Origin of the sequence: Umboniibacter marinipuniceus, from assembly GCF_003688415.1 — a bacterium.
Classification (GTDB): domain Bacteria; phylum Pseudomonadota; class Gammaproteobacteria; order Pseudomonadales; family DSM-25080; genus Umboniibacter; species Umboniibacter marinipuniceus.
In genome coordinates this window covers 85,096-107,885 of the sequence record NZ_REFJ01000001.1, presented here as the reverse complement: position 1 = coordinate 107,885, position 22,790 = coordinate 85,096, and the positions used below count along the sequence as shown (strand labels likewise).

Here is a 22,790-nt window from a genome sequence, read left to right as displayed (position 1 = left end):
GCGGAACTCGTGCTTAAAATTCTTATCGCAGTCTTGTTTATCGCTATGGTTATTTCGCTGACCAGCGGCTTCGTCTTTCTGATGAAAGATCACGCAGCGAGCAATAAAAGGCGGCTAATGTGGGCGCTAGGGGTTCGAATTGCCCTAGCGACCGCACTGATAGGCACCATTGCTTATGGTATTTGGAGCGGCCAGCTTCAGGTGGGTGCACCTTGGTCCAACCGCTACTAAACAAGCGGAGGGCCAATAAACACGGCCCTCTTATTTGCTCACACCAAGACGTAGACGAAGATAAACAAACCTACCCAAACTACATCAACAAAATGCCAATACCAGCTTGAGGCTTCAAAGCCGAAATGATCATCCGCCTTGAAGTGACCCCTATAACTACGCACCAACTGTACGAATAGCATGAAGGTACCCAAGGTAACGTGAAGACCGTGGAAGCCGGTAAGCAAGAAGAACGTTGATCCATAAATACCCGAATCAAGTGTCAAACCCAACTGCGTATAAGCTACCCAATATTCTTCAGCTTGGAAGAATAGGAAAGCAACACCCAAAATAAGCGTGGCAATGAGCCAGTTATGGAACTTCTTACGCTGATCATGCTTTAGCGCATGATGCGCGAAGTGAACCGTTACACTGGAGAGCAGCAGAAGGATGGTGTTCAGGAGCGGTAAGCCGTTCCAAGGAATAACTTCACCCGGGCCTTTGAAAATTGCGCTGTCACCGTTAGCCGCTTGGTCAGGAGTTACCATTAGTGGCCAGGTGGCCTGAAACCCATTCCAAAGCTCGTTAGTAACCGCTTTATCACCTTCGCCACCTAACCACGGTAGCGCGAAAGCACGAACATAAAACAGCGCACCGAAGAAGGCTGCGAAGAACATCACTTCCGAGAAGATAAACCAACCCATACCCCAAACATAGGAGCGTTTGAGCTGAGCAGAGTTCATACCCGCTAAGTTTTCGCGTGCAGCGGTGGCAAACCAGCTATACAAAACGCCGGAAAAAAAGAGGCCGCCAAAGGCGAACACCCATGGGCCGTTACTAGATCCATTTAGCCATAAACCAGCGCCAAACACAGTTAAGAACAATGCGAGGGATGCCAAAATTGGCAGCTTGCTTTGCTCCGGTACGTAATACGTTCCTTCAGCAGACATAATAAGTCTCCTCTATTTTGCGCCCACCGACGCGCGCGCCGGTGAAACGTCAAATATTGTGTACGACAGGGTAATGGTACTCACGTTGTCTGGTACTTCAGGGTCAACGATAAATACCAACGGCATCTCAATGCTTTCGCCGGCAGCCAACGTTTGTTGGTTGAAGCAAAAGCACTCAGTTTTATGGAAGTAACTACTTGCCCTAAATGGCAGTACGCTAGGCACCGCTTGCGCGACCATCTCGTTACCCGTTGGATTAGTAGCGAAGTAATTCACTTGCACTTGCTCTCCTGGGTGAACAAAGACTTCCTCAACTTCGGGGCCAAACTGCCAGGGCATTTCCTCGTTGTTCATCGAAATCATCTGAACCCTAATGGTTCTGGTTTCATCAACAACAATCTGCTCAGCTTGATAAGGCCCGCCTGTCTTTCCGTTGAGCCCCGTAACCTCACAAAAGAGGTTGTACAGGGGCACCATTACAACAAAAACGAAAGCGAACATGGCAACCACAACAATGGACAGTTTGGCCACCTGACGTTGAATTTGCTTGTTTTGCTTATCGCTCATATCGTCCTCTCCTAAACCTTAGGTGGCGTAGTGAAGGTGTGGTAAGGGGCTGGGCTATCAACCGTCCACTCAAGACCTTCAGCACTATCCCAAACTTTGGCGCTAGCTTTCTTACCATTGCGGATAGTCTTCACCACCACAAATAGGAAGAACACTTGCGAGAAGCCGAAGATAAAGGCACCGATGGTCGAAATCTGGTTGAAGTCCGCAAACTGTAGGGCGTAGTCAGGAATACGGCGAGGCATACCTGCTAAACCTACGAAATGCATTGGGAAGAACGTGATGTTCAGACCAATGAAACTCAACCAGAAGTGCGTCTTACCCAAGGCTTCATCTACATAGTGACCACACCACTTTGGCAACCAGTAATACACGGCTGCAAAGATTGAGAAAATAGCGCCGGGCACGAGTACGTAGTGGAAGTGAGCAACAACAAAGTAGGTATCGTGGTACTGGAAGTCTGCGGGGGCAATCGCCAACATTAAGCCAGAGAAGCCACCGATGGTGAACAGAATCACAAAAGCGATTGAGAACAACATGGGTGTTTCAAAGGTGATAGACCCGCGGAACATCGTGGTGATCCAGTTGAAAACCTTCACGCCCGTTGGCACCGCAATCAACATAGTTGCGTACATGAAAAATAGCTCGCCCGCGACAGGGATCCCCACGGTGAACATGTGGTGAGCCCAAACGATAAAGCTAAGAATTGCGATGGACGCCGTGGCATAGACCATGGACGCATAGCCAAACAACGGCTTGCGCGCAAAGGTTGGAATGATTGCCGAAACGATACCAAAGGCCGGTAGAATCATGATGTAAACTTCAGGGTGCCCGAAGAACCAGAATACATGCTGGAACAAGACGGGGTCACCACCACCACGCGCGTCGAAGAACGCTGTACCGAAGTGGATATCGAATAGCATCATGGTTACCACGCCCGCAAGGACCGGCATTACCGCAATCAATAGGTATGCAGTAATTAACCAAGTCCACACAAACAGCGGCATCTTCATCAACGTCATACCCGGGGCACGCATGTTCAGAATGGTCGCGATGATGTTAATCGCACCCATAATTGACGAAGCTCCCATGATATGGACGGCAAAAATGAAGAAGGTAACGCTTGGTGGCGCGTAAGTTGTTGATAATGGCGCATAGAAGGTCCAACCGAAGTTAGGGCCACCGCCATCCATGAAGAGTGTGGCAACCATCATTGCAAACGCAAAGGGTAGAATCCAAAAACTCCAGTTGTTCATGCGTGGTAGTGCCATATCTGGCGCACCAACCATCATGGGAATGAGCCAGTTTGCCAAGCCTACGAAGGCTGGCATAACTGCACCAAACACCATGACGAGACCATGCATGGTTGTCATTTGGTTGAAAAAGCCCGGATCGACGAGCTGTAAACCTGGCTGAAATAGCTCTGCTCGAATTACCAGCGCGAACATGCCGCCCAGTAAAAACATAGCAAAACTAAACCAGAGATACATCGAACCGATGTCTTTGTGGTTGGTTGTATACAACCAACGCGTGATGCCTTTAGCAGGCCCGTGATGTTCTCCCATCATATCCTCCCGCTACTGCGCTGCTTTGTATTGATAAACGTCTACGGCTTGCATGCTGTCACCCATATTGTTACCGAAAGCACTTCGGGTATAGGTCAGCACAGCGGCCATATCAAGATCATTAAGTTGGTTGCCAAAGGCCTGCATCGCCGTTCCCGGCACACCATTGACCAGCAAATCGAGCTGGGCATTGATATCCCCACGAACAATGGGGCTAGCTGCAATGGCTTTACCCACTCCACCTTCGCCGTTAGGACCATGACAGGCAGCACAGTTGCGCTGGTACACGGCTTCGCCGCGCTCCATAAGCTCTTCAAAGCTAAAGTTCTGCGCCATCAACTCGCGTAAGGTCTCTGCCTCTTGGCGCTTTTCTTCAAGCCAAGCGTCATAATCAGCCTGATCTAGCGCTTGCACCACAATCGGCATAAAGCCGTGATCACGACCACAGAGCTCCGCACATTGACCGCGGTAAATACCCGGCTCATCAATGACAGTCCACGCTTCGTTGTTGTAGCCAGGAATCGCATCTTTTTTCACCGCCAATGCAGGTACCCACCATGCGTGGATCACATCGTTGGCTGTGATAATGAAGCGAATTTTCTTACCGGTTGGCACCACAAGCGGCTCGTCTACTTCTAGTAGGTAGTGTTCGCCCTTCTGGGCTACGCCCTGAATCTCATTCTGCGAAGTTCGCATATTCGAGAAAAAGCTAACATCTTGACCTACATAGTCGTAACGCCACTTCCATTGATAACCGGTAATCTGAATATCGATTTCCGAATCGGAGGTATCGTAGATATCAACTAAGGTTTTCGTTGCAGGTAACGCCATAATGACGAGAATGATGACCGGAATCACCGTCCAAGCAATTTCTAGCGTAGTACTTTCATGGAATTGTGAAGCTTCCTTTCGAACGCTTCTTCGGTGAGCAATCATGCTGTAGAACATTACGCCGAAAACAACGACGCCAATGCCAACACACCACCAGAATATATCCATGTGCAAACCGTAGATCTCACGACTTGTATCCGTGACCCCTTCGGTCATATTTAAACCCCAGCGAGCACCTTCTTCGGCCATCGCAGAACACGATGCAAAAGCGGCGACCACTAAGGAATAGAGGCCCTTCTTGTCCTTTTTGAACATTCCCTCTGTCTCCATGCACTTATTTTTATGACTATTGCGTTATAACTTTGGGTAGTTTCGAGCACAGTCCTGCACGGAATGAGGGCGATTGTAGTTTGGTTTGAGCCGCATACGTCAACACCACCTCGTGCGGGGACTAACGCCAATCCTATTACAGCTCGGAAAGGAGAAAGTTTTCTACTGTGATAGAAAACAGTTCGAGTATAACGAACAAAAAATAATTAAACTAGAGATCAATTTCGCTTTTTATTTGATCAAAGTGTTTGATTTTTATGCGTATTGTTTAAATTTCATCCATATCTTGGGGGTTTTGTGATCACAAATACACATCGGAGCGTTTTGGCCTTGGCGGGCCCAATGCTGGTTACAAACCTCTCAATTCCGCTTTTGGGTTTTGTGGATACCGCCGTTTTAGGACATCTTGATGGTCCCACGGACCTCGCCGCGGTCGCCATCGCCACGGCCATTTTGTCCTTTGTGTATTGGGGATTTGGTTTTCTCCGCATGGGCACCACTGGATTAACAGCTAACGCCTACGGGAGTAATGATCAAGAGCAGCTATCAAGACTCATTATTCAAGGGCTGATGTTAGCAGGCGCTATTTCACTGATCATTTTGGCGTCCCAATGGCTCTGGCGCTCGCCGGCTATTTCAGCTATGGGGGCCAACTCAGCCACCAGCGCTATTGCTAACAACTACCTCGCCATTCGACTGTTCAGCATGCCAGCCGTGTTGGCGACTTACGTTGCCGTAGGCTGGCTATTAGGTATCGGTAACGCCAAGGCCACACTAGTTATTGCCGTGGCAACTAATCTACTCAACATAGCAGGTGATCTGATCTTTGTACTGTTGTTTGGCTGGGGCGCAGAGGGCGCCGCATTGGCAAGTGTTATCGCGGAGTACGTTGGGGCATTTATTGCTGTGGCTTATCTACTGCACTACCGGCGCAAATTCCAACTAACTAAGCCTAAAGAGTGGATGGCGGGATGGCGCCACCTCATTCAGGCCAACAGCGCGCTATTTGTTCGCACCTTGGCTTTGCTCTTTGCAATTGCCTTCTTCACCTCACAGGGTGCACGTTTAGGCGAACTAACACTCGCCGCCAACGCCATTCTTTATCAGCTTGTGGCGGCCAGTGCTTTCGCCTTGGACGCCTTCGCGCACGCTACCGAGAGTTTGGCTGGACGCTTTATTGGTAGCAAAGATCGCAAGGCCTTTCGGGCCCATACTGGTGCGGCGTTAATTTGGGCGCTAGTGTGTGCGCTATTCATTAGCCTAATGTATTACTTAGCGGGTAGTGAAATTCTAAACCTCTTCACCCAACAGACGGATATTCTGCAAGTGGCGAATGCGGCGCTGCCCTGGGTTATTTTAATACCGCTGGTATCAATCCTGAGCTATCAGCTTGATGGCCTCTATATTGGGGCGGGCGAATACGCGGCGATGCGCAATATTATGGTAGTTAGCGTGATCATATACCTCAGCGTTTGGTACGTCAGCCAAAGCTGGGGTAATGATGGGCTTTGGTTGGCATTTATCGCACTAAACTCCAGCAGAAGCGTGCTGATGACCGGGCACTGGCTTCGGGCTAGGCAGCGGTGGTTTGTTACGAAGGCGTAGTGTGGGTAGTTGGAGCCGAAACCAATTTGGATGAAGCGCTCTATTTAAAACCGCTGTCTTTTTTCGGGGGGGGTTACATGGCTTGTTCGCTGTTAATGAGACCGCCACTGGCGTTGCCCATTTTCACCGCTGAGCCCAAGTGATCGAAGTACGGATAGCGCACGGTATCGTTGCTTCCAACCCGCTCGACTTCAGCCACGGTAGTATTTGCGATTGCGATGTAATCGGTGGCGGTGTTGGTCGTTGCGTTTAAGCGGTGAAGTAATTGGCCTTGGATTTCGTAGACCGAGTAAATTGTTGTGCCGTTCACCGTTTGCTTTACGCGACGATGATGCCCGTCGTAAACATAGCTCGCATTAACACTCTGACCGTTGCGATTGGTGCCGATAATCGCGGTGGGTTGATTCGCGTAATCGTTAGTAAAGCTGAGAGACCACAGTTCGGTAAAGTTATTTTCGCGATCGATGGTATTTTGGGAAAGCTGTCTATTTTTCAAACAATCGTATGATGAATAATTTGGGAAAAAGTATGATGGTAAAAAAGTAGCCTACAACCCCCTCCATGGGGCTTGCTCCTACAAAATCTGAGCTACAGACAAGACTCAACCATGACGCTAAGAAGAGTTGTTCTATAGTTCTCAAAGAAGTCATCTGTATAAGTGTCACGAACGACAAACAACCCCTCTCTGTAAAAGTCGTCAGATTTCTCTACGACGATAAACTCTAGGGGATCCGTTATTATTGTTGTTGGATAGCGAGTATGGTCTTGATCTAGAAGCGACCAAGGGTTACTCGAGCTAAACATTTGAGTCTGCGCATTACATTCGAATGGATCTGAATGTCGTGGCGAATAATACGTGATAGAAATAAAGTCTTTTCCGGAAACAACAAACCCCCAAAACCCCGACTTTTCCAGCACAATAAAGTAGTTATCCTCGTCATCGACCGATTGAAGTATTTCGGTAAAACTAGTTTCCCACCCCCAGAGCTTGATCGCCGAATCAAAGCTCCTAGTAGCAGACTCAGGTAATCCCGCATCTTCTCTATCAAATTGGTCATCTGATTCAGACACAGTTTTTATGCAAAGGGTGGACACCGCGATTAGCATCACCCAAGTTAAGTGTTTACATAAAGTCATTGGTTGTAATATTCCCTTATCTTCATGTCTTTAGCGGCTCGAACTTCGTTTTCGTTTCTTAGCGAACCCACCTCATCTTTCGGCGTTGTCTGACCGTTCGGACCTATTCTAATTAAAGTGTCGGGATCTCTTGGATATACGCCTGAATCTAAGTCCTGAGCATGGCCAATTTCATGAGCAGCAGTTGTAGCAGGGTCAGCTCGTTTAGTGCCATCAAGCGGGTCCGCTTCATAACCAATTGTTATGTATGACCCCGACCCGACACCTGCCGTGCCATCCGGGTTGACCAACGACCCACCCCCTGCTGCGATAGTTTTCGAGCGGTGAGTGTTGTAAGGGCGGCCTTGAATTACATGAACGTGGTGAGATGCCTCTAAAGCTTCAAGGTCTCGATTGGTATTTTTAGAGAGTCTCCTAGCCTCTTCCACTGCGCTTCTAGCATATTCAATCTCGTCTTCTGTACCTACCCAGACTACCTCACGTCCACCCGGATCCACATACGAGTACGGATTATTATTCGCATACGCGTAGCGATTAAATCCTTGAATATTGCCATTCTGCAGGTGTCCTAGCGTACCTACCGGATCATTCGCATAGAATCGACCAATCACCGGATCGTAATAGCGCGCCTGCATGTAAGTTAGGCCAAGCTCGGTATCATCAACATGCCCGGTAAATCCACGACCATTCGCCGCTTGATTTGTTGTACCCCATCGCTCCCCAAAAGGCAAAAAGATGGCTTGTTCGCTATTAATGAGACCGCCACTGGCATTGCCCATTTTCACCGCTGAGCCCAACTGATCGAAGTAGGGGTAGCGCACGGAATCGTTGCTTCCAACCCGCTCGACTTCAGCCACGGTAGTATTTGCGATTGCGATGTAATCGGTGGCGGTGTTGGTCGTTGCGTTTAAGCGGTGAAGTAATTGGCCTTGGCTTCCGTACACTGAGTAAATTGTTGTGCCGTTCACCGTTTGCTTTACGCGACGATGATGCCCGTCGTAAACATAGCTCGCATTAACACTCTGACCGTTGCGATTGGTGCCGCTAATCGCGGTGGGTTGATTCGCGTAATCGTTAGTAAAGCTGAGTAAAAACGAATATGCCTCTCCTATTTAGTTTTTATTTCTCAATTGTAAGAGCATTATGGACTTTCGAACCAACGACTCCACGAATCTATTTTGGATACTTTATTGTTTTCGAAAATGATTCTGATGGACTTTAGATACGAACCGTTATCTGATTTTGTAAGAATCCAAATATCAGAATTAAACCATTCATCCATGTTTCCTTTAGAAATGGGAAATATCATTACACAGCTGTCTTTTTCTAAAGTAATAAATGAGTAGCCATCAATGCCTTTTTCTATCAAAAGATTCGCAACCGATTGCTTGCTATCACCTATAGCGACTCCTTTATATTCGCCATGCAAATATTCTACTGAGTAATTTTCTGATCGCCAAAAAATTATGCAACCAATAATAATTACAACTAAACTGAGGTATCTTAAGCCTTTCATATCTATTGCTCATTAAAATGAATCTTATTGGCATTCTCTGCCCCCGGATATCCAAATGCTCCCGGAGACTTAGGTTGAGCAACTGTTTGTCCAGCCGCTCGGTTTGCCACAGCTTGCGCCGCACTATTACTGTTTACCCCAGTCATTGTCACGGATGGAGGTGTTACTGGGCGTACAGGTATTCCTATAGCTATGGTCCCACTGTCTTCTAAGGATACATTGGGTAAATCATAGGGTTGATCGGCTACTAAGGAGTCAGCTATGGAATCGACAACATCGTCACTTGCATTAATTAACGAAGCAGAGTTGCTATCTCTAGACAACCCTCCCGAAAAAGCTTTATCTGTTACAGTAGTACCTTTTGAAAGGTCACCTTCATTACTAGAACTTAGCAGGCCTAAATTACCGTCTGAATTTTGACCGTATGGATAGAACTTAACATTTGGCCCTGTATCCCCAACAAATTTTGCTCCTGTAACAATAAACATATGGCCAGCAAAATTACCGAGTGGTTGTTTCAGTGGCCTCCCAACTAGAAACGGATCCATCCCATCAGGATCAGTGTATTTATACGGATTATTATTGGCATAAGCGTGACGATTAAATCCTTGAATATTGCCATTCTGAAAATGTCCCAGCGTACCCACCGGATCATTCGAATAAAACCGCCCAATAACCGGATCGTAATAGCGCGCCTGCATATAGGTTAGGCCTAGCTCGGTATCATCAACATGACCGGTAAAGCCACGCCCATTCGCCGCTTGATTTGTTGTGCCCCATCGCTCACCAAAAGGCAAAAAGATAGCTTGTTCGCTGGATATGAGCCCACCACTGGCATTGCCCATTTTCACCGCTGAGCCCAAGTGATCGAAGTACGGATAGCGCACGGTATCGTTGCTTCCAACCCGCTCGACTTCAGCCACGGTAGTATTTGCGATTGCGATGTAATCGGTGGCGGTGTTGGTCGTTGCGTTTAAGCGGTGAAGTAATTGGCCTTGGCTTCCGTACACTGAGTAAATTGTTGTGCCGTTCACCGTTTGCTTTACGCGACGATGATGCCCGTCGTAAACATAGCTCGCATTAACACTCTGACCGTTGCGATTGGTGCCGCTAATCGCGGTGGGTTGATTCGCGTAATCGTTAAAGTGTGAGGTCTGTCGGCCTAACGCATCTATCACTCAAGCGATTGCTCCACGGGTAGTGTCGCCAAAGGTTCGCCACGTTTCTCCAAAACGTTGATAGCTAGGAGGTCTATTAACCTAGCAGCATCAATCCAGCAAACGCAAAAATGCCCAATACCGCTGCCAGCAGCGCGCGCTTGGTTGTGAAGGCCACGACTGCTGTGACGAGCGCACCTACGAGGTAAGGATTGAAGAGCGAAACCACTAGCTGCTGTTGTTGAATAAAAACAATAGGCGCCCAAATAGCCGTCATAACAGCCGGAGCGGTGAAGGATAGGAAACGCTGAGTTCTGGTTCCTAGTCGGATTGGTAGCCGTGGTTCCAGAAAGATATATCTACTGGCAAAAACAATCGCGAACATAGCCGCTATAGTCAACCAAATCATTGGGCACGCTCCACACTGTCCACGAAGTATGCGCAGGTCATAGCCACTAAGCTAGCTAGTACAATGGCTGCCGGTATTTCAAATAGACTAAAGACAACTGAGAGTAGTAGCGCCACCCCCACTGCCGTTGCGGCGGCCCAGGTCTTAACGCCTGGCGCAACCATGGCGATAAAAATGGCTGCGATCGCGAACTCCAAGCCGTACTCGGAGAGCTCCGGCACTTGAGAGGCCAATAAAATGCCTCCGATAGTGGAAAGATTCCACGCAACATAGAAGCTCAATCCAGCGCCGAGGGCAAACCAAAGATTGAAGTCTTCATCGCGTTGCATGCCGCAGACAGCAAACAGCTCATCGGTAAGGAGAAAACCCAGAGAGAGACGCCAATTTAACGGCCTACTGGAAATTTTTGATCGCATGGCGACGCCGTAGAGAAAGTGCCTAGAGGTGATGAACAGGGTAGTGAGAAGGATGGTAAAAATCCCTGCGCCGGCCTTTATTAACCCCAAGGCTACCAATTGTGCAGCACCCGCGAACACCAATAGACTCATCGCTACGGCACTCAGCTCACCCAACCCAGCATCCATTGCTAATGAGCCGGTGAGAACTCCCCAAGGCAGCACAATGAGGCTTAGCGGCATCATTGCGAGCGAGCCGCGCTTAAACTGTTGCGAATTGCTTTGCATTGATTCCCCGTTCGCCCCTAGTCTTAGTCTTAATTTTGCTGTGGTTAATGGTGAATTGCGTTAGCCGCTATTTTTTCAGACCAGAGAGGTCAATAATCTGCACCGCCGACTTCTTCTCTTCTTCGGTACGATTAACCCGTGTCTCTAGCTCGCCACCGGCGGAATGTATATGCATTTCATCCTTAAAACCACACTCTATGCACTCGCGATAGTTGGTTTCATCCTCGCGATACATCACCAGCCGATCCTGCGCCTTACATTTAGGGCACACCGCACCGGCAATGAAACGCTTATTTGACTTAAACATGAGCTTCCTCAATTCCGCTATGGCGAAGTAGGGCATCGATGGTTGCATCGCGACCTCTAAATTCTCGATAGAGATCCGCTGCAGGCTCAGAACCACCCCGACTTAAAATACAATTGAACAATTTAGCTGCGGCTGCCTCGCTAAAGATCCCCAGCTCCTCGAAAAGCGAATAGGCGTCTGCTGACAAGACTTCTGCCCATTTATAACTGTAGTAACCCGCCGCATAACCGCCGGCGAAAATATGCGCAAACGATAGCGGAAAAGCGTTTTCAGCAACAGCTGGCACAATGGATAAGCGGGCACGGATTTCCGCCAACTTTTCCAGCGCACTCGGTGTTGCGGCAGCACGCGTTTCTGCGTGTAGCTCAAAATCGTAAATAGCAAACTCTAGCTGACGCACCATGAAAAGAGCGGACTGGAAGTTCTTCGCCGCTAGCAATTTTTCTAGCAATGCCTGAGGCAGGGCTTCGCCAGTTTCGTAGTGCGCTGAGATTAGCGGAATGACCTCTGGCTCCCAGCACCAGTTTTCAAGCAGCTGAGAAGGTAGTTCCACCGCATCCCAGGCCACGCCATTAATACCTGATACGGCCGGCACGTCAATTTCGGTCAACATATGATGTAAACCATGCCCAAACTCGTGAAACAGTGTGGTGACTTCATCGTGCGATAACAGGCTTGGAATCTCATCACTGGGCGGGGTGAAGTTACAGGTTAAGTAGGCCACCGGGAGCTGTGTACCGCTTTCGTCCACACGACGCACTCGGCAATCGTCCATCCAGGCACCACCGCGCTTACCTTCACGCGCAAAGAGATCAAAGTAGAAGCTAGCAATGGGCTGCCCCTGTTTTAGTAAGTGGTAGTAACCCACATCCTTATGCCAAGTCGCTACGGTGTCGTCTCGCTGGATGTCAACATTGAACAAGCGCTTCACGACTTCGAACAGGCCGCCTACAACACGGTCCACTGGGAAGTAGGGACGAAGTTCTTCCTGTGACAATTGGTAGTTCTGTTGGCGAATCTTCTCCGAAACATAGGCCACATCCCACGGTTGAACAGGGGCCAAACCGAGCTCTGAAGCGAAACTCTCCACCTCAGCGAATTCGGCCTTCGCCTGCGCAGAAGAACGCTGTGCAAGATCGTTTAGTAGGTTGAGTACCTGCTCTTCACTTTCGGCCATTTTGGTGGCCAGGCTGAGTTGCGCATAGTTGTCAAAACCTAACAATTCAGCCAGCTCTCCACGCGCAGTTAGAATCTGCTGTACGTTGTGGCTGTTATCGGTTTTAGCATCATGGTGTGGCGCACTCGAAGCACGGGAAACGAAGGCTCTGTGCAACCTTTCGCGCAGCGCGCGATTGTCAGCAAACATCATTACTGCCATATATTGCGGGGCATCTAGGGTAAGTAGGTAGCCAGCTAATGATTTGGCGGTAGCTGCTGCCTTAGCTACCGCTAGGTTGGCCGCGGGCAAGCCCGCTAGTTGACTAGCGTCCTCATGGTGTTCGGTCCAAGCTTGGGTACAATCGAGCAAGTTGTTGGAGAAGTCATTGCTGAGTTGAGCCAAGTTTTGCTTCAATTCGGCAATGCGCTGCTGTTGTTCAGCCGGTAGGCCAATTCCCGAAAGTTTGAAGCCACGTATCGCGTGCTCAACCGCGGTGCGCTGAGCTACCGTTCCATCTGATCGTGCCGCCAACTGTTGATAACACTTAAACAGTTTTTCATTTTGACCGCGTTCGGTGTGCCAAGCTGTTAATGCCTGAATGCAGTGATCGTGAGCGCTACGTAGCTCATCCGTAGAGCAGACATTATTGAGGTGAGAGACTGGCGACCAAGCTCTGCTGAGTTCGTCATCGAGCGCCTCAATACGCGCTAACCAATGCCAATCAATGGTGTCCTCCACTTCAAACTTCGCTATCTGCGCACGCGCATCGCTGAGCATTGCGTTAATAGTCGTCTCTACCTGCTCAATCGGAAAGTGATGGAAGGGAGGTGTAGCTTGCGGACCAATGAGTGGATTCGTCATAAACAGCCTTTTCAGTTTTTTGTCGTTTGCTTACAGGTTATTATGGGGGCAATTAGTCAGCTTACAATGGGTGCAGAATGAAAGAAGCCATATCTAGCTATAAAGGTAGCCAACCAGTATTGGGCGCACGTGTATTGGTTGATGATAGCTCACGAATTATTGGTGATGTCACACTCGGTGACGATTCATCGGTTTGGCCAATGGCCGTTATTCGCGGCGATATGCATCGCATTCGGATTGGCGAAAGAACCTCGATACAAGACGGCGCTATTTTGCACATCACTCACGCTGGCCCCTTCAACCCAGACGGTTACCCGCTGACTATTGGCAATGATGTGACCATTGGCCATCAAGCTTGTTTACATGGCTGTACTGTAGGCAACGAGGTGCTAATAGGCATTGGCGCTAAAGTGTTAGATGGCGCCGTGATTGAGGATCAAGTGGTCATTGGTGCCGGCACCCTCGTACCACCAGGGAAACGCCTTGAATCAGGCTACGTGTATATGGGAAGCCCCGCCAAACAGGCACGCCCCCTAACAGACAAGGAGCGTAAATTCTTTAAGTACACGGCTGGAAACTACGTCAAACTTAAAGATGACTACCTAAGCGAAAACTAAGCCAACAGCTAGAGGTTTAGCTGCTGGCGGATAGTATCAAAAACTGGGCGAGTATCAGGTGACTGGCTGTGCCAGATATTAAATGACAGCGCAGCCTGCTCCACTAACATTCCTAGGCCACTACTCATTTCACTCGCACCTAGGCTCTTCGCCCACGCCATGAATGGCGTCTCAGCTACCTGGTACAGCATGTCATAGCACTGTGTTTGTGCGGTAACAATAGTTGCCGCTAATTCGATATCCGAACCATCTAAACCAGCGCTAGTGGCGTTAATTATCATGTCGAAGCTACCTTCGATGGCATTGATTGGCTGGGCGTAGACGCCAAATTCAGCGGCTAGTTTCTGCGCCTTTTCGAAGGTTCGATTAACAATCACTACTTCTTCTGGGCTCGCAGAGAGCAATGGCTGAAGTATCCCTCTCACGGCGCCGCCCGCGCCAACTATTAGTATGCGTTTACCGCGAACCGACCACCCCAAACGATGGGTAATATCCTGAAGCATACCGCGACCATCTGTGTTGTAGGCATGTAGCTCGCCATTCTTCATTTTTAAGGTGTTCGCCGCCCGAGCCGCCTTGGCGCTGGGGCTGACAACATCTGCTAATGCAAAGGCTTGCTCCTTGAAAGGCAAGGTAACATTCAATCCTTCACCTCCCTCCGCAAAGAATGTTCTCACAAAGTTGGCGAAATCATCGAGCGGGACTTCGGCTTTGTCATAACTGATCTCTAACCCTAGTTGTTGTGCGAACTGGCGATGAATAACCGGCGATTGAGAGTGTTTAATTGGGTTTCCAAGAACAAGAAATTTTTTCATGACACCTTTAACCAATTTTGTGGTTTTAAGAAATATTCAGTTAGCTGTGCTTCGGCGGAATCAGCTTCGGGTTGGTAGTTATACTCCCAACGTGCGAGCGGCGGTAGTGACATCAAGATAGACTCAGTCCTTCCGCCAGACTGCAGGCCAAACAAAGTACCACGATCGAACACCAAATTAAATTCCACGTAGCGGCCTCGGCGATAGAGCTGGAAATCGCGCTGTGCTTGGGTAAATGGCATAGGTGCTCGCTTGGCGAGGATTGGAACAATAGCAGGGAGATAAGCTTCGCCCACCGACTGGGTGAACGCAAAGGCCTGTTCGAATCCACCTCGTGTCCAATCATCAAAAAACAACCCTCCAATTCCCCGGGTTTCGTCGCGATGTTTTAGATAGAAATAGTTGTCACACCAGGTTTTCAGCTCGGAGTAGATTTCCGCGCCGAAGGGGTCACAGGCATCTTTAGCCACCTGGTGCCAATGAATACAGTCTTCCTCAAAGCCGTAGGTTGGCGTGAGATCAAAACCACCGCCAAACCACCAAACTGGTTCTTCACCTTCCTTCTCTGCTACAAAGAAGCGAACGTTCGCATGCGAGGTGGGCGCTTTAGGATTATGTGGGTGAATAACTAAGGAAACACCCATAGCCTGGAACGAGCGTCCGGCTAACTCTGGGCGCGCTGCGGAAGCTGATGGCGGAAGATTGTCACCAAATACGTGGGAAAAATTAACGCCGCCTTTCTCAATAATATTACCCTGGGTAATGACCCGAGTACGACCACCTCCACCTGAGGGCTTTGTCCAAGCATCTTCTTGGAAGGTTGCTTTTTGGTCGCAAGCCTCAAGGCCTTCACAAATAGCATCCTGCAGGGAAAGCAGCCACTGTTTAACCGATTCAATGTTGATTGAGTTGCTCATAGGTCTCCTAACTCAGCTGCGTAAAATCGCGCCGGATTGACTATCAATAATCTGTGAAGGGCGGGGATCATCACCCAAGCTGCCACGAACATAGCAATCTACACCGTCACCGAAATAGGCTCTTGTCTCGGCTTCGCTTAATGCTTCCGACAAACCTGCCGGGTTCGCAGAGGTTGAGATGATTGGGCCTGCCACGCTTTCGCACAGCAGCTTTACAAGCGGATGGTTACTAAAGCGAACAGCCAGCTGGGTATGAGTGCCGCGAACCCAGCTTGGCATAGACTCAGGGCAGGGCACTAACCAGGTTGTTGATCTCGACTGCGGTGTGGTGATGCGGGCGATAATTTCTGGGGTTAATTCCAGGTGCGCCTCAAGTTGAGATAAATCAGCCGCCACGACAATCAAACCCTTATCTTCTGGACGTTTTTTTAGCGCAAGAATCCGCTCCACCGCCGTGCGATTGAAGGGGTTACAACCCAACCCCCAAACCGCTTCGGTTGGATAGGCGAAGACGCCATTTGATTGGTATAGCGCGATAATTCTTGCCCGATCAGAGGCGCTTAGTAAGTTGCTACTCATACTTGCTGGTGTCCGTCATGCTGGTGCTCAAGCTTTACTAGTATGCGATTGTAACACCTGTTTCGCGTTTTTGGGTGTTGGCGATTTTGAGTGACCTTAAAGCAGGGCACATTGTGCTAGGCAAGTTAACGCTGGGCTTGCGCTTGGCCGAGCTAGCTTATCAGGCCATATGAGTTGGAAACCACAAACCGCTTCGGTGCTCCACCTTACCCTCAGCCTCCAGCGTGGCCAATTCCGCAATAACATCGGGCATCGTTAATGTTGTGTGGTGGGCGAGCTCATCGCTTGAAACTCCGCCTGAAGCTAAGGCAAGCAACAGTTGCTGCGTTGGTTGATGGTCCCATTGGTGTTGCGCCAAAACGCTTTCAATCAGGCAATCTGGTGATAATGCTGGGCGGGCACCGTTACGGATGAGTTCAAGACAGCCTAGCGCGGCGGCATCGAGCGGGCTGGCGCTCACCGCTAGCACCTCTCGCCCGAAACGCGCCGCTAAATCGGCGGTGATTAAGCTTCCTGATCGAAGTCTTGCCTCTACCACTAACGTACTGGCAGCTAGACCAGCGATGATGCGATTGCGACGCGGGAAGTCAAAGTGTCGTGGTGGAACCTTACCAAGGCGCTCACTCACGATACAACCGTACTGCATGATCCGCTGGTAGAGCGCTTGATGCTGGGGAGGATAGCAGTAGTCAATGCCCGATCCCATTACCGCAACGGTCTGCCCTCCAGCCGCTAGCGCTGCCTCGTGGGCAAGCCCATCAACGCCTAAGGCCATGCCGCTGGTAATAACGATGTTTGCATGACAGACCGCAGGCAACCAGCGCCTACACACCGCCGCTGCATGGGCACTGCAACGCCTGCTTCCTACAACCGCCAACTGTGGCTGGTTGAGTGCCTCAGCATTGCCTCGCACGAACAACGCTACAGGCGCATCGCTCAAACGAGTGAGCTGCGCGGGGTATCCTGGCTCACCCAAAAATAGCGCCACAAGGGTTTTGCTGGCTACTTGTTCAGCGGCTTCCGTTAACAGTGAGTAGAGTGGATCTTTTTCGGGTGCCTGCTGCCAGCCTATATAACGTGCTTTGAAGGCGAGCGGGACATAGGGTAAATAGCCCAGGCGAAAAAAATCCCGACGCAGTGCATCGGGAATTTTGGGTACGCTAGTAATCCAGAGTTTCGTTAGTAATAAGTGGCTCATAATCTCTCCGAGCCACCTCTCACTAACGACTAAGGCGTGCGGACAAAATCACCTACTTTAAGTGGTCGATCCGCCTCTAAGACGAGTGCGTAGCTCATTTTATCAAAGGGTTTAAAGATCATTAATACGCCCGCATATTGCTCTGGAAGCTGAATAGCATCACCTGTGACAGGGTCTCGCACTACCTCACCCGCTTTCCAAATAGCTAATACATGACCCGGCTCTAGGCCTTCACGTGCACCTTTATTAACCGTCACGACACTCATGTTACCCACCTGACTAACGCCGCCATCAACGGCTAAGATCAAGGCATCAATCTCCGCATTAGGTGCGGCAGGGTAATAAAGCGGCGTTAAGTCTTCTTGGTTCAACTCAACCACACGATCCGCTGGGCGCATTTCCATTCGACTGCGCGTGACTTCTAAGCGCGCAATGTCATCACCTTCATCTAATACGCTTAGCGCGCCAATCTCTACTGCCTCAAAGCCTAGGATTTCCTCGGTAATAGGGTCAACCAAGGTATTGCCGCCGCGATAAACACCGTAATGTTGCGCTGCTGCCGCCCAACCTGACTCTCCGCGGGCAAAGACTTGCTGTCCCTGACCAACAATTAAGTTCTGCTGCGCACCCTGAATCATATATGGGTTGGCCAAGAAGCTTTCTTCATCCTGAAAGATCTGTGCACCCTGAAGGAACGCCTCAATGTGCTCCAATGGAATGGTTGTAACAGGTGCTGCGGACTGAACCACACGAACCTCGGGGCTCATTTTAATGGTTCGAACCACTTCCAAAACGGGTTTACCGTCACGATAAACTAAGCGTAAGACATCGCCAGGGTAAATGAGGTGGGGGTTTTCAATCTGATCGTTGGCTACCCAAATTTCCGGCCATTGCCACGGTTGATCGAGGAAAATTCCGGCAATATCCCAGAGCGTATCGCCCTTCACCACCGTGTAGGTGTCTGGGTGGTTATCAGCTAGATCTAACGCTGCGGCGTTAGCTCCTAGGAAGAAACCTGCTGCCAATGCTAATGCTTTCGCTTTCATTCAATCATCCTGTTATGCAGTAGTCCGCGATGGTTTGGATTAGTGTATAATGCGGTAGAGACAATTAATGTCGTTTAATTCGCAATTCGCCAACTACATCTTGGCTTAATTAATACTATGTTAGCAACGCCAACGGCGTATTTACTAGGAGTTTGTCACACAGTTTATGGCTATCTTAGATATTTTAACGTTCCCAGACCCGCGTTTGAGGACCATCGCAGCGCCCGTTGAAGTGTTTGACGAGGCATTAGAAACACTCGTTCAAGACATGATTGAGACCATGTATGAGGCCTCAGGTGTTGGTCTTGCCGCAACCCAGGTTGATGTACATCAACGCGTGGTAGTGATTGACGTCTCCGATGAAAGAGATTCCCCCCTAGTCTTTATCAATCCTACCATTGAAGTGCTCGATGGCCCAGAGGCTCCGTACGACGAGGGCTGCCTATCTGTGCCCGGCTTCTATGAACAGGTCGATCGGCCAGAAAACATTGTGGTTAGAGCTTACGACGCCAAGGGTGAATCGTTTGAACTTAAACCGGATGGCTTGTTGGCGGTATGTATCCAACACGAGCTAGACCACCTCAATGGCAAGCTCTTTGTTGATTATGTTTCTGCCATGAAGCGCAATCGAATTCGCAAAAAACTTGAAAAGCAGCAACGTTTGGAAGCCAAGTAATCATGCGTATTATTTTCGCGGGCACGCCTGACTTTTCTGCTGCGCACCTTCAAGCGCTCCTTGATCTTGCTAATATTGAGGTAGTTGCCGTTTACACTCAGCCCGATCGACGTGCAGGAAGAGGCAAGAAGCTGGTTCCCAGCCCCGTTAAAGCGCTAGCGCTGGAAGCGGGTCTACCGGTAGAGCAACCGCTTAATTTTAAGCTTGATGAAGACGTAGCAAAACTCTCGGCCTACCAAGCGGACCTGATGGTGGTAGTTGCCTACGGGCTATTGCTACCGCAGCGCGTGCTAGACACGCCAAGAATGGGTTGTATTAATGTCCACGCCTCGCTTTTACCTCGGTGGCGCGGCGCCGCGCCGATCCAACGCTGCATTGAAGCCGGTGACCAACAAACTGGCGTCACCATCATGCAAATGGAAGCGGGGCTAGATACCGGCCCTATGTTAAGCAAGTTGACGGTAGCTATTAGTCCTTCGGAAACCGCTGGCAGCCTGCACGATAAGCTTATTGCAGCGGGAACCATTGAGCTGCAAGAAGTGGTAGAGAAGCTACGTAACGGGCCAATTCAAGGTGAAATCCAGGACGACTCGCTCGCGAACTACGCGCACAAACTCAGCAAAGAGGAAGGCAAGATTGACTGGACGCTTAACGTTGTTGAGATTGAACGTAAAATTCGCGCCTTTAATCCATTTCCCATTGCGTGGACGCTATTTAATGACGAAGTGATTCGCGTTCATACCGCCGCCATCATCAGCCAGGAAGCCGTGTCAGCTAATGCTGCCGAGGGCGCCGTAATTAGCGCTGACAAATCTGGCTTAGTGGTTAACACCGGAAAGGGCACACTGCAGCTTACTCAGCTGCAGCGGTCCGGCAAGCGGGTCATGGCAGTGAGTGACATCGTCAATGGATCTCCCGAGTTATTCACAGCAGGTAAACACTTTGGCTAAATCCTCGGTTCGGCTTCGTGCGGCACGCATCATCAGCTCCATCTACCAGCATAAAGGCTCCCTCACGGGCTTGTTAAGCAATGCTACCGGAGACTTAGAGGGGCGTGACGCGGCACTGTTGAAAGCGCTGTGTTACGGTACGCTTAGACACTATCGTGAGCTGAGCTATCTGATTGATCAACGCCTTGATAAACCGCTTAAACCGAAGGACTCAGATGTCCAAGCGCTGTTAATGTTGGGCGTTTTTCAGCTACGCCATACGGATGTACCAGCGCACGCCGCCATTGGGGAAACCGCCGGTGCTGCTAAAGCGTTGAAGAAACCGTGGGCGACAGGACTCATCAATGGTGTGCTTCGAGGCATGCAGCGTAATCCGGTCAGCCCACCCAGCCAAGATAGAATGCCAGGTTTCTACCATAACCATCCCAATTGGTTGGCTCAAGCTATCGAGGCCGATTGGCCAGAGCAGGCAGAAGATATCTTTGCCGCGAATAATGGTAGGGCGCCCATGACACTGAGGGTGAACCTGCGCCGTTGCCGTCGTGATGAATACCTTGGGCTGCTTACTGCTAGCGATATTGCCGCGGCACCGGCTGCGCATTCGCCCGAGGGCATTTATTTGCAAAGTCCCATTGGGGTAGAACAACTACCTCATTGGCAGGATGGCTGGGTATCCGTTCAAGATGAAGCGGCACAATTGAGCGCGTCGCTGCTTTCTATTCCCGAGAACGCCCGTGTACTCGATGCCTGTGCCGCCCCGGGCGGGAAGACTTGTCATCTCTTAGAGCGCCAAGCAAAACAACGCCTCCAAGCTATTGAGCTGGAGCCACATCGAGCTGTTCGTATCACTGAAAACTTGCAACGCCTTGGCTTGCACGCCGAGCTAAGCATTGCTGACGCTGGCGATCTGAACGCGTGGTGGGATGGAGAACCCTTTGACCGCATCCTCCTCGATGCCCCGTGTTCAGCAACGGGTGTTCTTCGTCGCCACCCCGATATCCGAATCCTGCGCCGCAAAGCCGATATAAAAACTCTCAGTGAGCTTCAGTTAAACATCCTAGAAAAAGTCTGGGGCACGCTAAAGCCTGGCGGCAAACTTCTCTACGCAACATGCTCGGTACTCAAAGCCGAGAACGAGCAAACTATTGCAACTTTCCTAAAGAAGGCGGATGATGCTGTTGAAGAGGCAATTAACGCCTCGTGGGGAGCGCCAGCGCTGCATGGAAGACAACTGTTTCCGAGTGACGGCGGCCACGATGGGTTTTACTACTGCCTGTTACAAAAGCGTGCTCAGTAGGCTAGGCTACTAAATAATGAAAATTATCATTCTAGGCGGCGGTCAGGTTGGCGGTACATTAGCTGAAACCTTGGCAAACGAACAAAACGATATCACCATTGTTGACACTAATGAGAAGCGGCTCCGCGAACTGCAGGAGCGTTTCGATATTGGTGTAGTCATCGGTTGCGGCTCCCATCCTGATATTTTGCAGGCTGCCGGCGGCGCTGATGCCGAAATGTTGATTGCGGTAACCAACAGTGACGAAGTGAATATGGTTGCCTGTCAGATCGCTCACGCACTCTACAGAACACCCACCAAAATTGCTCGAATTCGGAGCACCGCCTACACGCTAAAAGACGAAATATTCTCCGATACCAACATTCCTATTGATGTTCGTATCGCGCCGGAAGACCTGGTCACTCAAGCCATCCATCGCCTGCTAATTAATCCCGGGGCCCTTCAGGTGCTCGATTTTGCCGACGGCATGGTCTCGCTGGTTGCAGTGAAGGCCTATTATGGTGGCCCATTAGTGGATCAAAAATTGCGCAGTATTCGCGATCATATGCCGTCGGTTGACACTCGTGTTGCCGCTATTTTTCGCCGCGGTGAGGCCATTATGCCCGAGGGCGACACGATCATCGAAGCCGATGACGAAGTCTTTTTCATTGCCGACGCCAAAGACATTACGGCGGTAATGAGTGAGTTGCGGCGCCTAGATAAACCTTATCGACGGATTACTATTGCTGGCGGCGGTAACATTGGTAAGCGTTTGGCGGAGCTCATCGAGAAGGACTTTCACGTAAAACTCATTGAGTTTAATCCAGATCAGGCTTATACCCTCTCAGAGGACCTGTCGAAAACGGTCGTCCTCGCTGGCAGTGCAACAGACGAAAAGCTACTTAAGGAAGAGCATATTCAAGACACAGATGTGTTCTGCGCTCTGACTAATGATGACGAAGCAAACATTATGTCTTCAATGCTTGCGAAGCGATTAGGTGCTACGAAGACCATCACCCTAATTTCTAATCCATCCTATGTAGATCTTGTTCAGGGTGGCGAAATTGATATCGCCATCTCACCTCAGTTGATCACTATTGGTAAATTGCTGCGCTACGTTCGCCGTGGACACTTTGTTAACGTGCACAGTTTGCGCCGCGGGGCGGCTGAAGCAATCGAAGTGGTAGCGCACGGCGATAAGCACTCCTCTAAAGTCGTAGGCCGAAAGCTTTCTGAGCTGAAGCTACCGCCGGGCACAACCATTGGTGCGCTGGTTCGCGAAATAGACGGCAAGAAAGAGGTGCTCATTGCCCATGACCACATCAGGGTTCAGTCTGAAGATCACGTAATCATGTTCTTGGTTAACAAGAAGAATGTGGCTGATATTGAAAAGCTCTTCCAGGTGAGCTTTAGCTTCTTTTAGGTGTAT

Annotated in this window: 25 protein-coding genes; 7 read left to right on the top strand and 18 right to left on the bottom strand. The window is 49.9% G+C overall.

The genetic code is table 11. The features are described 5' to 3' along the window. Positions 1-9 precede the first annotated feature (9 nt). Positions 10-231, top strand: coding sequence for a DUF2909 domain-containing protein (locus tag DFR27_RS00560; protein WP_121875511.1), 222 nt, complete (start codon positions 10-12; stop codon positions 229-231). A gap of 38 nt (positions 232-269) precedes the next feature. Here DFR27_RS00560 and DFR27_RS00555 read toward each other — a convergent pair whose 3' ends face one another. From DFR27_RS00555 to coxB, 4 genes are read right to left on the bottom strand one after another with little or no spacing between them, the layout of a single operon-like run. Beyond that, complete coding sequence (locus tag DFR27_RS00555; protein WP_121875510.1) at positions 270-1,160, bottom strand: cytochrome c oxidase subunit 3; 891 nt, start codon at positions 1,158-1,160, stop codon at positions 270-272. Positions 1,161-1,172: 12 nt separating this feature from the next. Next, complete coding sequence (locus DFR27_RS00550; RefSeq protein ID WP_121875509.1) at positions 1,173-1,727, bottom strand: cytochrome c oxidase assembly protein; 555 nt, start codon at positions 1,725-1,727, stop codon at positions 1,173-1,175. 11 nt (positions 1,728-1,738) lie between these two features. Further along, complete coding sequence (ctaD, locus tag DFR27_RS00545; RefSeq protein WP_121875508.1) at positions 1,739-3,292, bottom strand: cytochrome c oxidase subunit I; 1,554 nt, start codon at positions 3,290-3,292, stop codon at positions 1,739-1,741. A 12-nt stretch (positions 3,293-3,304) separates the two neighbouring features. Beyond that, complete coding sequence (coxB, locus tag DFR27_RS00540; RefSeq protein WP_121875507.1) at positions 3,305-4,438, bottom strand: cytochrome c oxidase subunit II; 1,134 nt, start codon at positions 4,436-4,438, stop codon at positions 3,305-3,307. A 357-nt stretch (positions 4,439-4,795) separates the two neighbouring features. On the opposite strand from coxB, the gene DFR27_RS00530 reads away from it, so the two are divergent. Continuing rightward, positions 4,796-6,058 (top strand): MATE family efflux transporter, encoded by a 1,263-nt coding sequence (locus tag DFR27_RS00530; protein ID WP_121875505.1) that lies wholly within the window; start codon positions 4,796-4,798, stop codon positions 6,056-6,058. Between the two features lie 73 nt (positions 6,059-6,131). On the opposite strand, the gene DFR27_RS00525 is transcribed toward DFR27_RS00530, so the two are convergent. The 9 genes from DFR27_RS00525 to DFR27_RS00485 all read right to left on the bottom strand — a co-directional run bounded on the left by DFR27_RS00525 (position 6,132) and on the right by DFR27_RS00485 (position 13,287). Further along, a complete protein-coding gene (locus DFR27_RS00525; RefSeq protein WP_121875504.1) occupies positions 6,132-6,554 on the bottom strand; it encodes a hypothetical protein in 423 nt (140 codons plus the stop codon). Positions 6,555-6,646: 92 nt separating this feature from the next. Continuing rightward, a complete protein-coding gene (locus tag DFR27_RS00520; RefSeq protein WP_121875503.1) occupies positions 6,647-7,195 on the bottom strand; it encodes a hypothetical protein in 549 nt (182 codons plus the stop codon). Then, on the bottom strand, positions 7,192-8,163 hold the full coding sequence (locus DFR27_RS00515; protein WP_211327518.1) for an RHS repeat-associated core domain-containing protein: 972 nt from the start codon (positions 8,161-8,163) through the stop codon (positions 7,192-7,194). The genes DFR27_RS00520 and DFR27_RS00515 overlap by 4 nt, the downstream gene beginning before the upstream one ends. 173 nt (positions 8,164-8,336) lie before the next feature. After that, the gene (locus tag DFR27_RS00510) at positions 8,337-8,711 is read right to left on the bottom strand and encodes a hypothetical protein (RefSeq protein WP_121875502.1); all 375 of its coding nucleotides are present in this window, start codon (positions 8,709-8,711) and stop codon (positions 8,337-8,339) included. 2 nt (positions 8,712-8,713) lie between these two features. Then, positions 8,714-9,889, bottom strand: a complete 1,176-nt coding sequence (locus DFR27_RS12625; RefSeq protein WP_211327517.1) for an RHS repeat-associated core domain-containing protein — start codon at positions 9,887-9,889, stop codon at positions 8,714-8,716. Between the two features lie 76 nt (positions 9,890-9,965). Continuing rightward, entirely contained in the window at positions 9,966-10,277 is a 312-nt protein-coding gene (locus DFR27_RS00500; RefSeq protein WP_121875501.1) for an AzlD domain-containing protein, read from the bottom strand. Beyond that, positions 10,274-10,960 (bottom strand): AzlC family ABC transporter permease, encoded by a 687-nt coding sequence (locus DFR27_RS00495; RefSeq protein WP_121875500.1) that lies wholly within the window; start codon positions 10,958-10,960, stop codon positions 10,274-10,276. Before DFR27_RS00495 ends, DFR27_RS00500 begins: the two co-directional genes overlap by 4 nt. A gap of 67 nt (positions 10,961-11,027) precedes the next feature. Further along, the gene (locus DFR27_RS00490) at positions 11,028-11,267 is read right to left on the bottom strand and encodes a YheV family putative zinc ribbon protein (RefSeq protein WP_121875499.1); all 240 of its coding nucleotides are present in this window, start codon (positions 11,265-11,267) and stop codon (positions 11,028-11,030) included. Further along, positions 11,260-13,287 carry a M3 family metallopeptidase gene (locus DFR27_RS00485; protein WP_121875498.1) on the bottom strand — a complete coding sequence of 676 codons (2,028 nt, stop codon included), beginning with the start codon at positions 13,285-13,287 and terminating at the stop codon, positions 11,260-11,262. Before DFR27_RS00485 ends, DFR27_RS00490 begins: the two co-directional genes overlap by 8 nt. A 77-nt stretch (positions 13,288-13,364) precedes the next feature. Between DFR27_RS00485 and DFR27_RS00480 the strand changes: the two genes are divergently transcribed. After that, entirely contained in the window at positions 13,365-13,904 is a 540-nt protein-coding gene (locus DFR27_RS00480) for a gamma carbonic anhydrase family protein (protein ID WP_121875497.1), read from the top strand. 8 nt (positions 13,905-13,912) lie between these two features. On the opposite strand, the gene aroE is transcribed toward DFR27_RS00480, so the two are convergent. The 5 genes from aroE to DFR27_RS00455 form a co-directional block, all read right to left on the bottom strand. After that, positions 13,913-14,719 carry a shikimate dehydrogenase gene (gene aroE / locus DFR27_RS00475; RefSeq protein ID WP_121875496.1) on the bottom strand — a complete coding sequence of 269 codons (807 nt, stop codon included), beginning with the start codon at positions 14,717-14,719 and terminating at the stop codon, positions 13,913-13,915. Continuing rightward, positions 14,716-15,636, bottom strand: coding sequence for an oxygen-dependent coproporphyrinogen oxidase (gene hemF, locus DFR27_RS00470; protein ID WP_121875495.1), 921 nt, complete (start codon positions 15,634-15,636; stop codon positions 14,716-14,718). Before hemF ends, aroE begins: the two co-directional genes overlap by 4 nt. A 12-nt stretch (positions 15,637-15,648) precedes the next feature. Continuing rightward, positions 15,649-16,215 (bottom strand): L-threonylcarbamoyladenylate synthase, encoded by a 567-nt coding sequence (locus DFR27_RS00465; protein WP_121875494.1) that lies wholly within the window; start codon positions 16,213-16,215, stop codon positions 15,649-15,651. A gap of 160 nt (positions 16,216-16,375) precedes the next feature. Continuing rightward, positions 16,376-17,413, bottom strand: coding sequence for a DNA-processing protein DprA (gene dprA / locus DFR27_RS00460; protein ID WP_121875493.1), 1,038 nt, complete (start codon positions 17,411-17,413; stop codon positions 16,376-16,378). 29 nt (positions 17,414-17,442) lie between these two features. Continuing rightward, positions 17,443-18,459 carry a LysM peptidoglycan-binding domain-containing protein gene (locus DFR27_RS00455; RefSeq protein WP_121875492.1) on the bottom strand — a complete coding sequence of 339 codons (1,017 nt, stop codon included), beginning with the start codon at positions 18,457-18,459 and terminating at the stop codon, positions 17,443-17,445. A 166-nt stretch (positions 18,460-18,625) separates the two neighbouring features. On the opposite strand from DFR27_RS00455, the gene def reads away from it, so the two are divergent. Genes def through trkA form a run of 4 tightly spaced genes read left to right on the top strand, consistent with a single transcriptional unit; the run spans position 18,626 to position 22,784 of the window. After that, entirely contained in the window at positions 18,626-19,135 is a 510-nt protein-coding gene (gene def, locus DFR27_RS00450) for a peptide deformylase (protein WP_121875491.1), read from the top strand. Between the two features lie 2 nt (positions 19,136-19,137). Beyond that, on the top strand, positions 19,138-20,085 hold the full coding sequence (fmt, locus tag DFR27_RS00445; RefSeq protein ID WP_121875490.1) for a methionyl-tRNA formyltransferase: 948 nt from the start codon (positions 19,138-19,140) through the stop codon (positions 20,083-20,085). Further along, positions 20,078-21,382 (top strand): 16S rRNA (cytosine(967)-C(5))-methyltransferase RsmB, encoded by a 1,305-nt coding sequence (gene rsmB, locus DFR27_RS00440; protein WP_245962576.1) that lies wholly within the window; start codon positions 20,078-20,080, stop codon positions 21,380-21,382. The genes fmt and rsmB overlap by 8 nt, the downstream gene beginning before the upstream one ends. A gap of 16 nt (positions 21,383-21,398) precedes the next feature. Beyond that, the gene (trkA, locus tag DFR27_RS00435) at positions 21,399-22,784 is read left to right on the top strand and encodes a Trk system potassium transporter TrkA (protein WP_121875488.1); all 1,386 of its coding nucleotides are present in this window, start codon (positions 21,399-21,401) and stop codon (positions 22,782-22,784) included. The last annotated feature ends 6 nt before the right edge of the window (positions 22,785-22,790 follow it).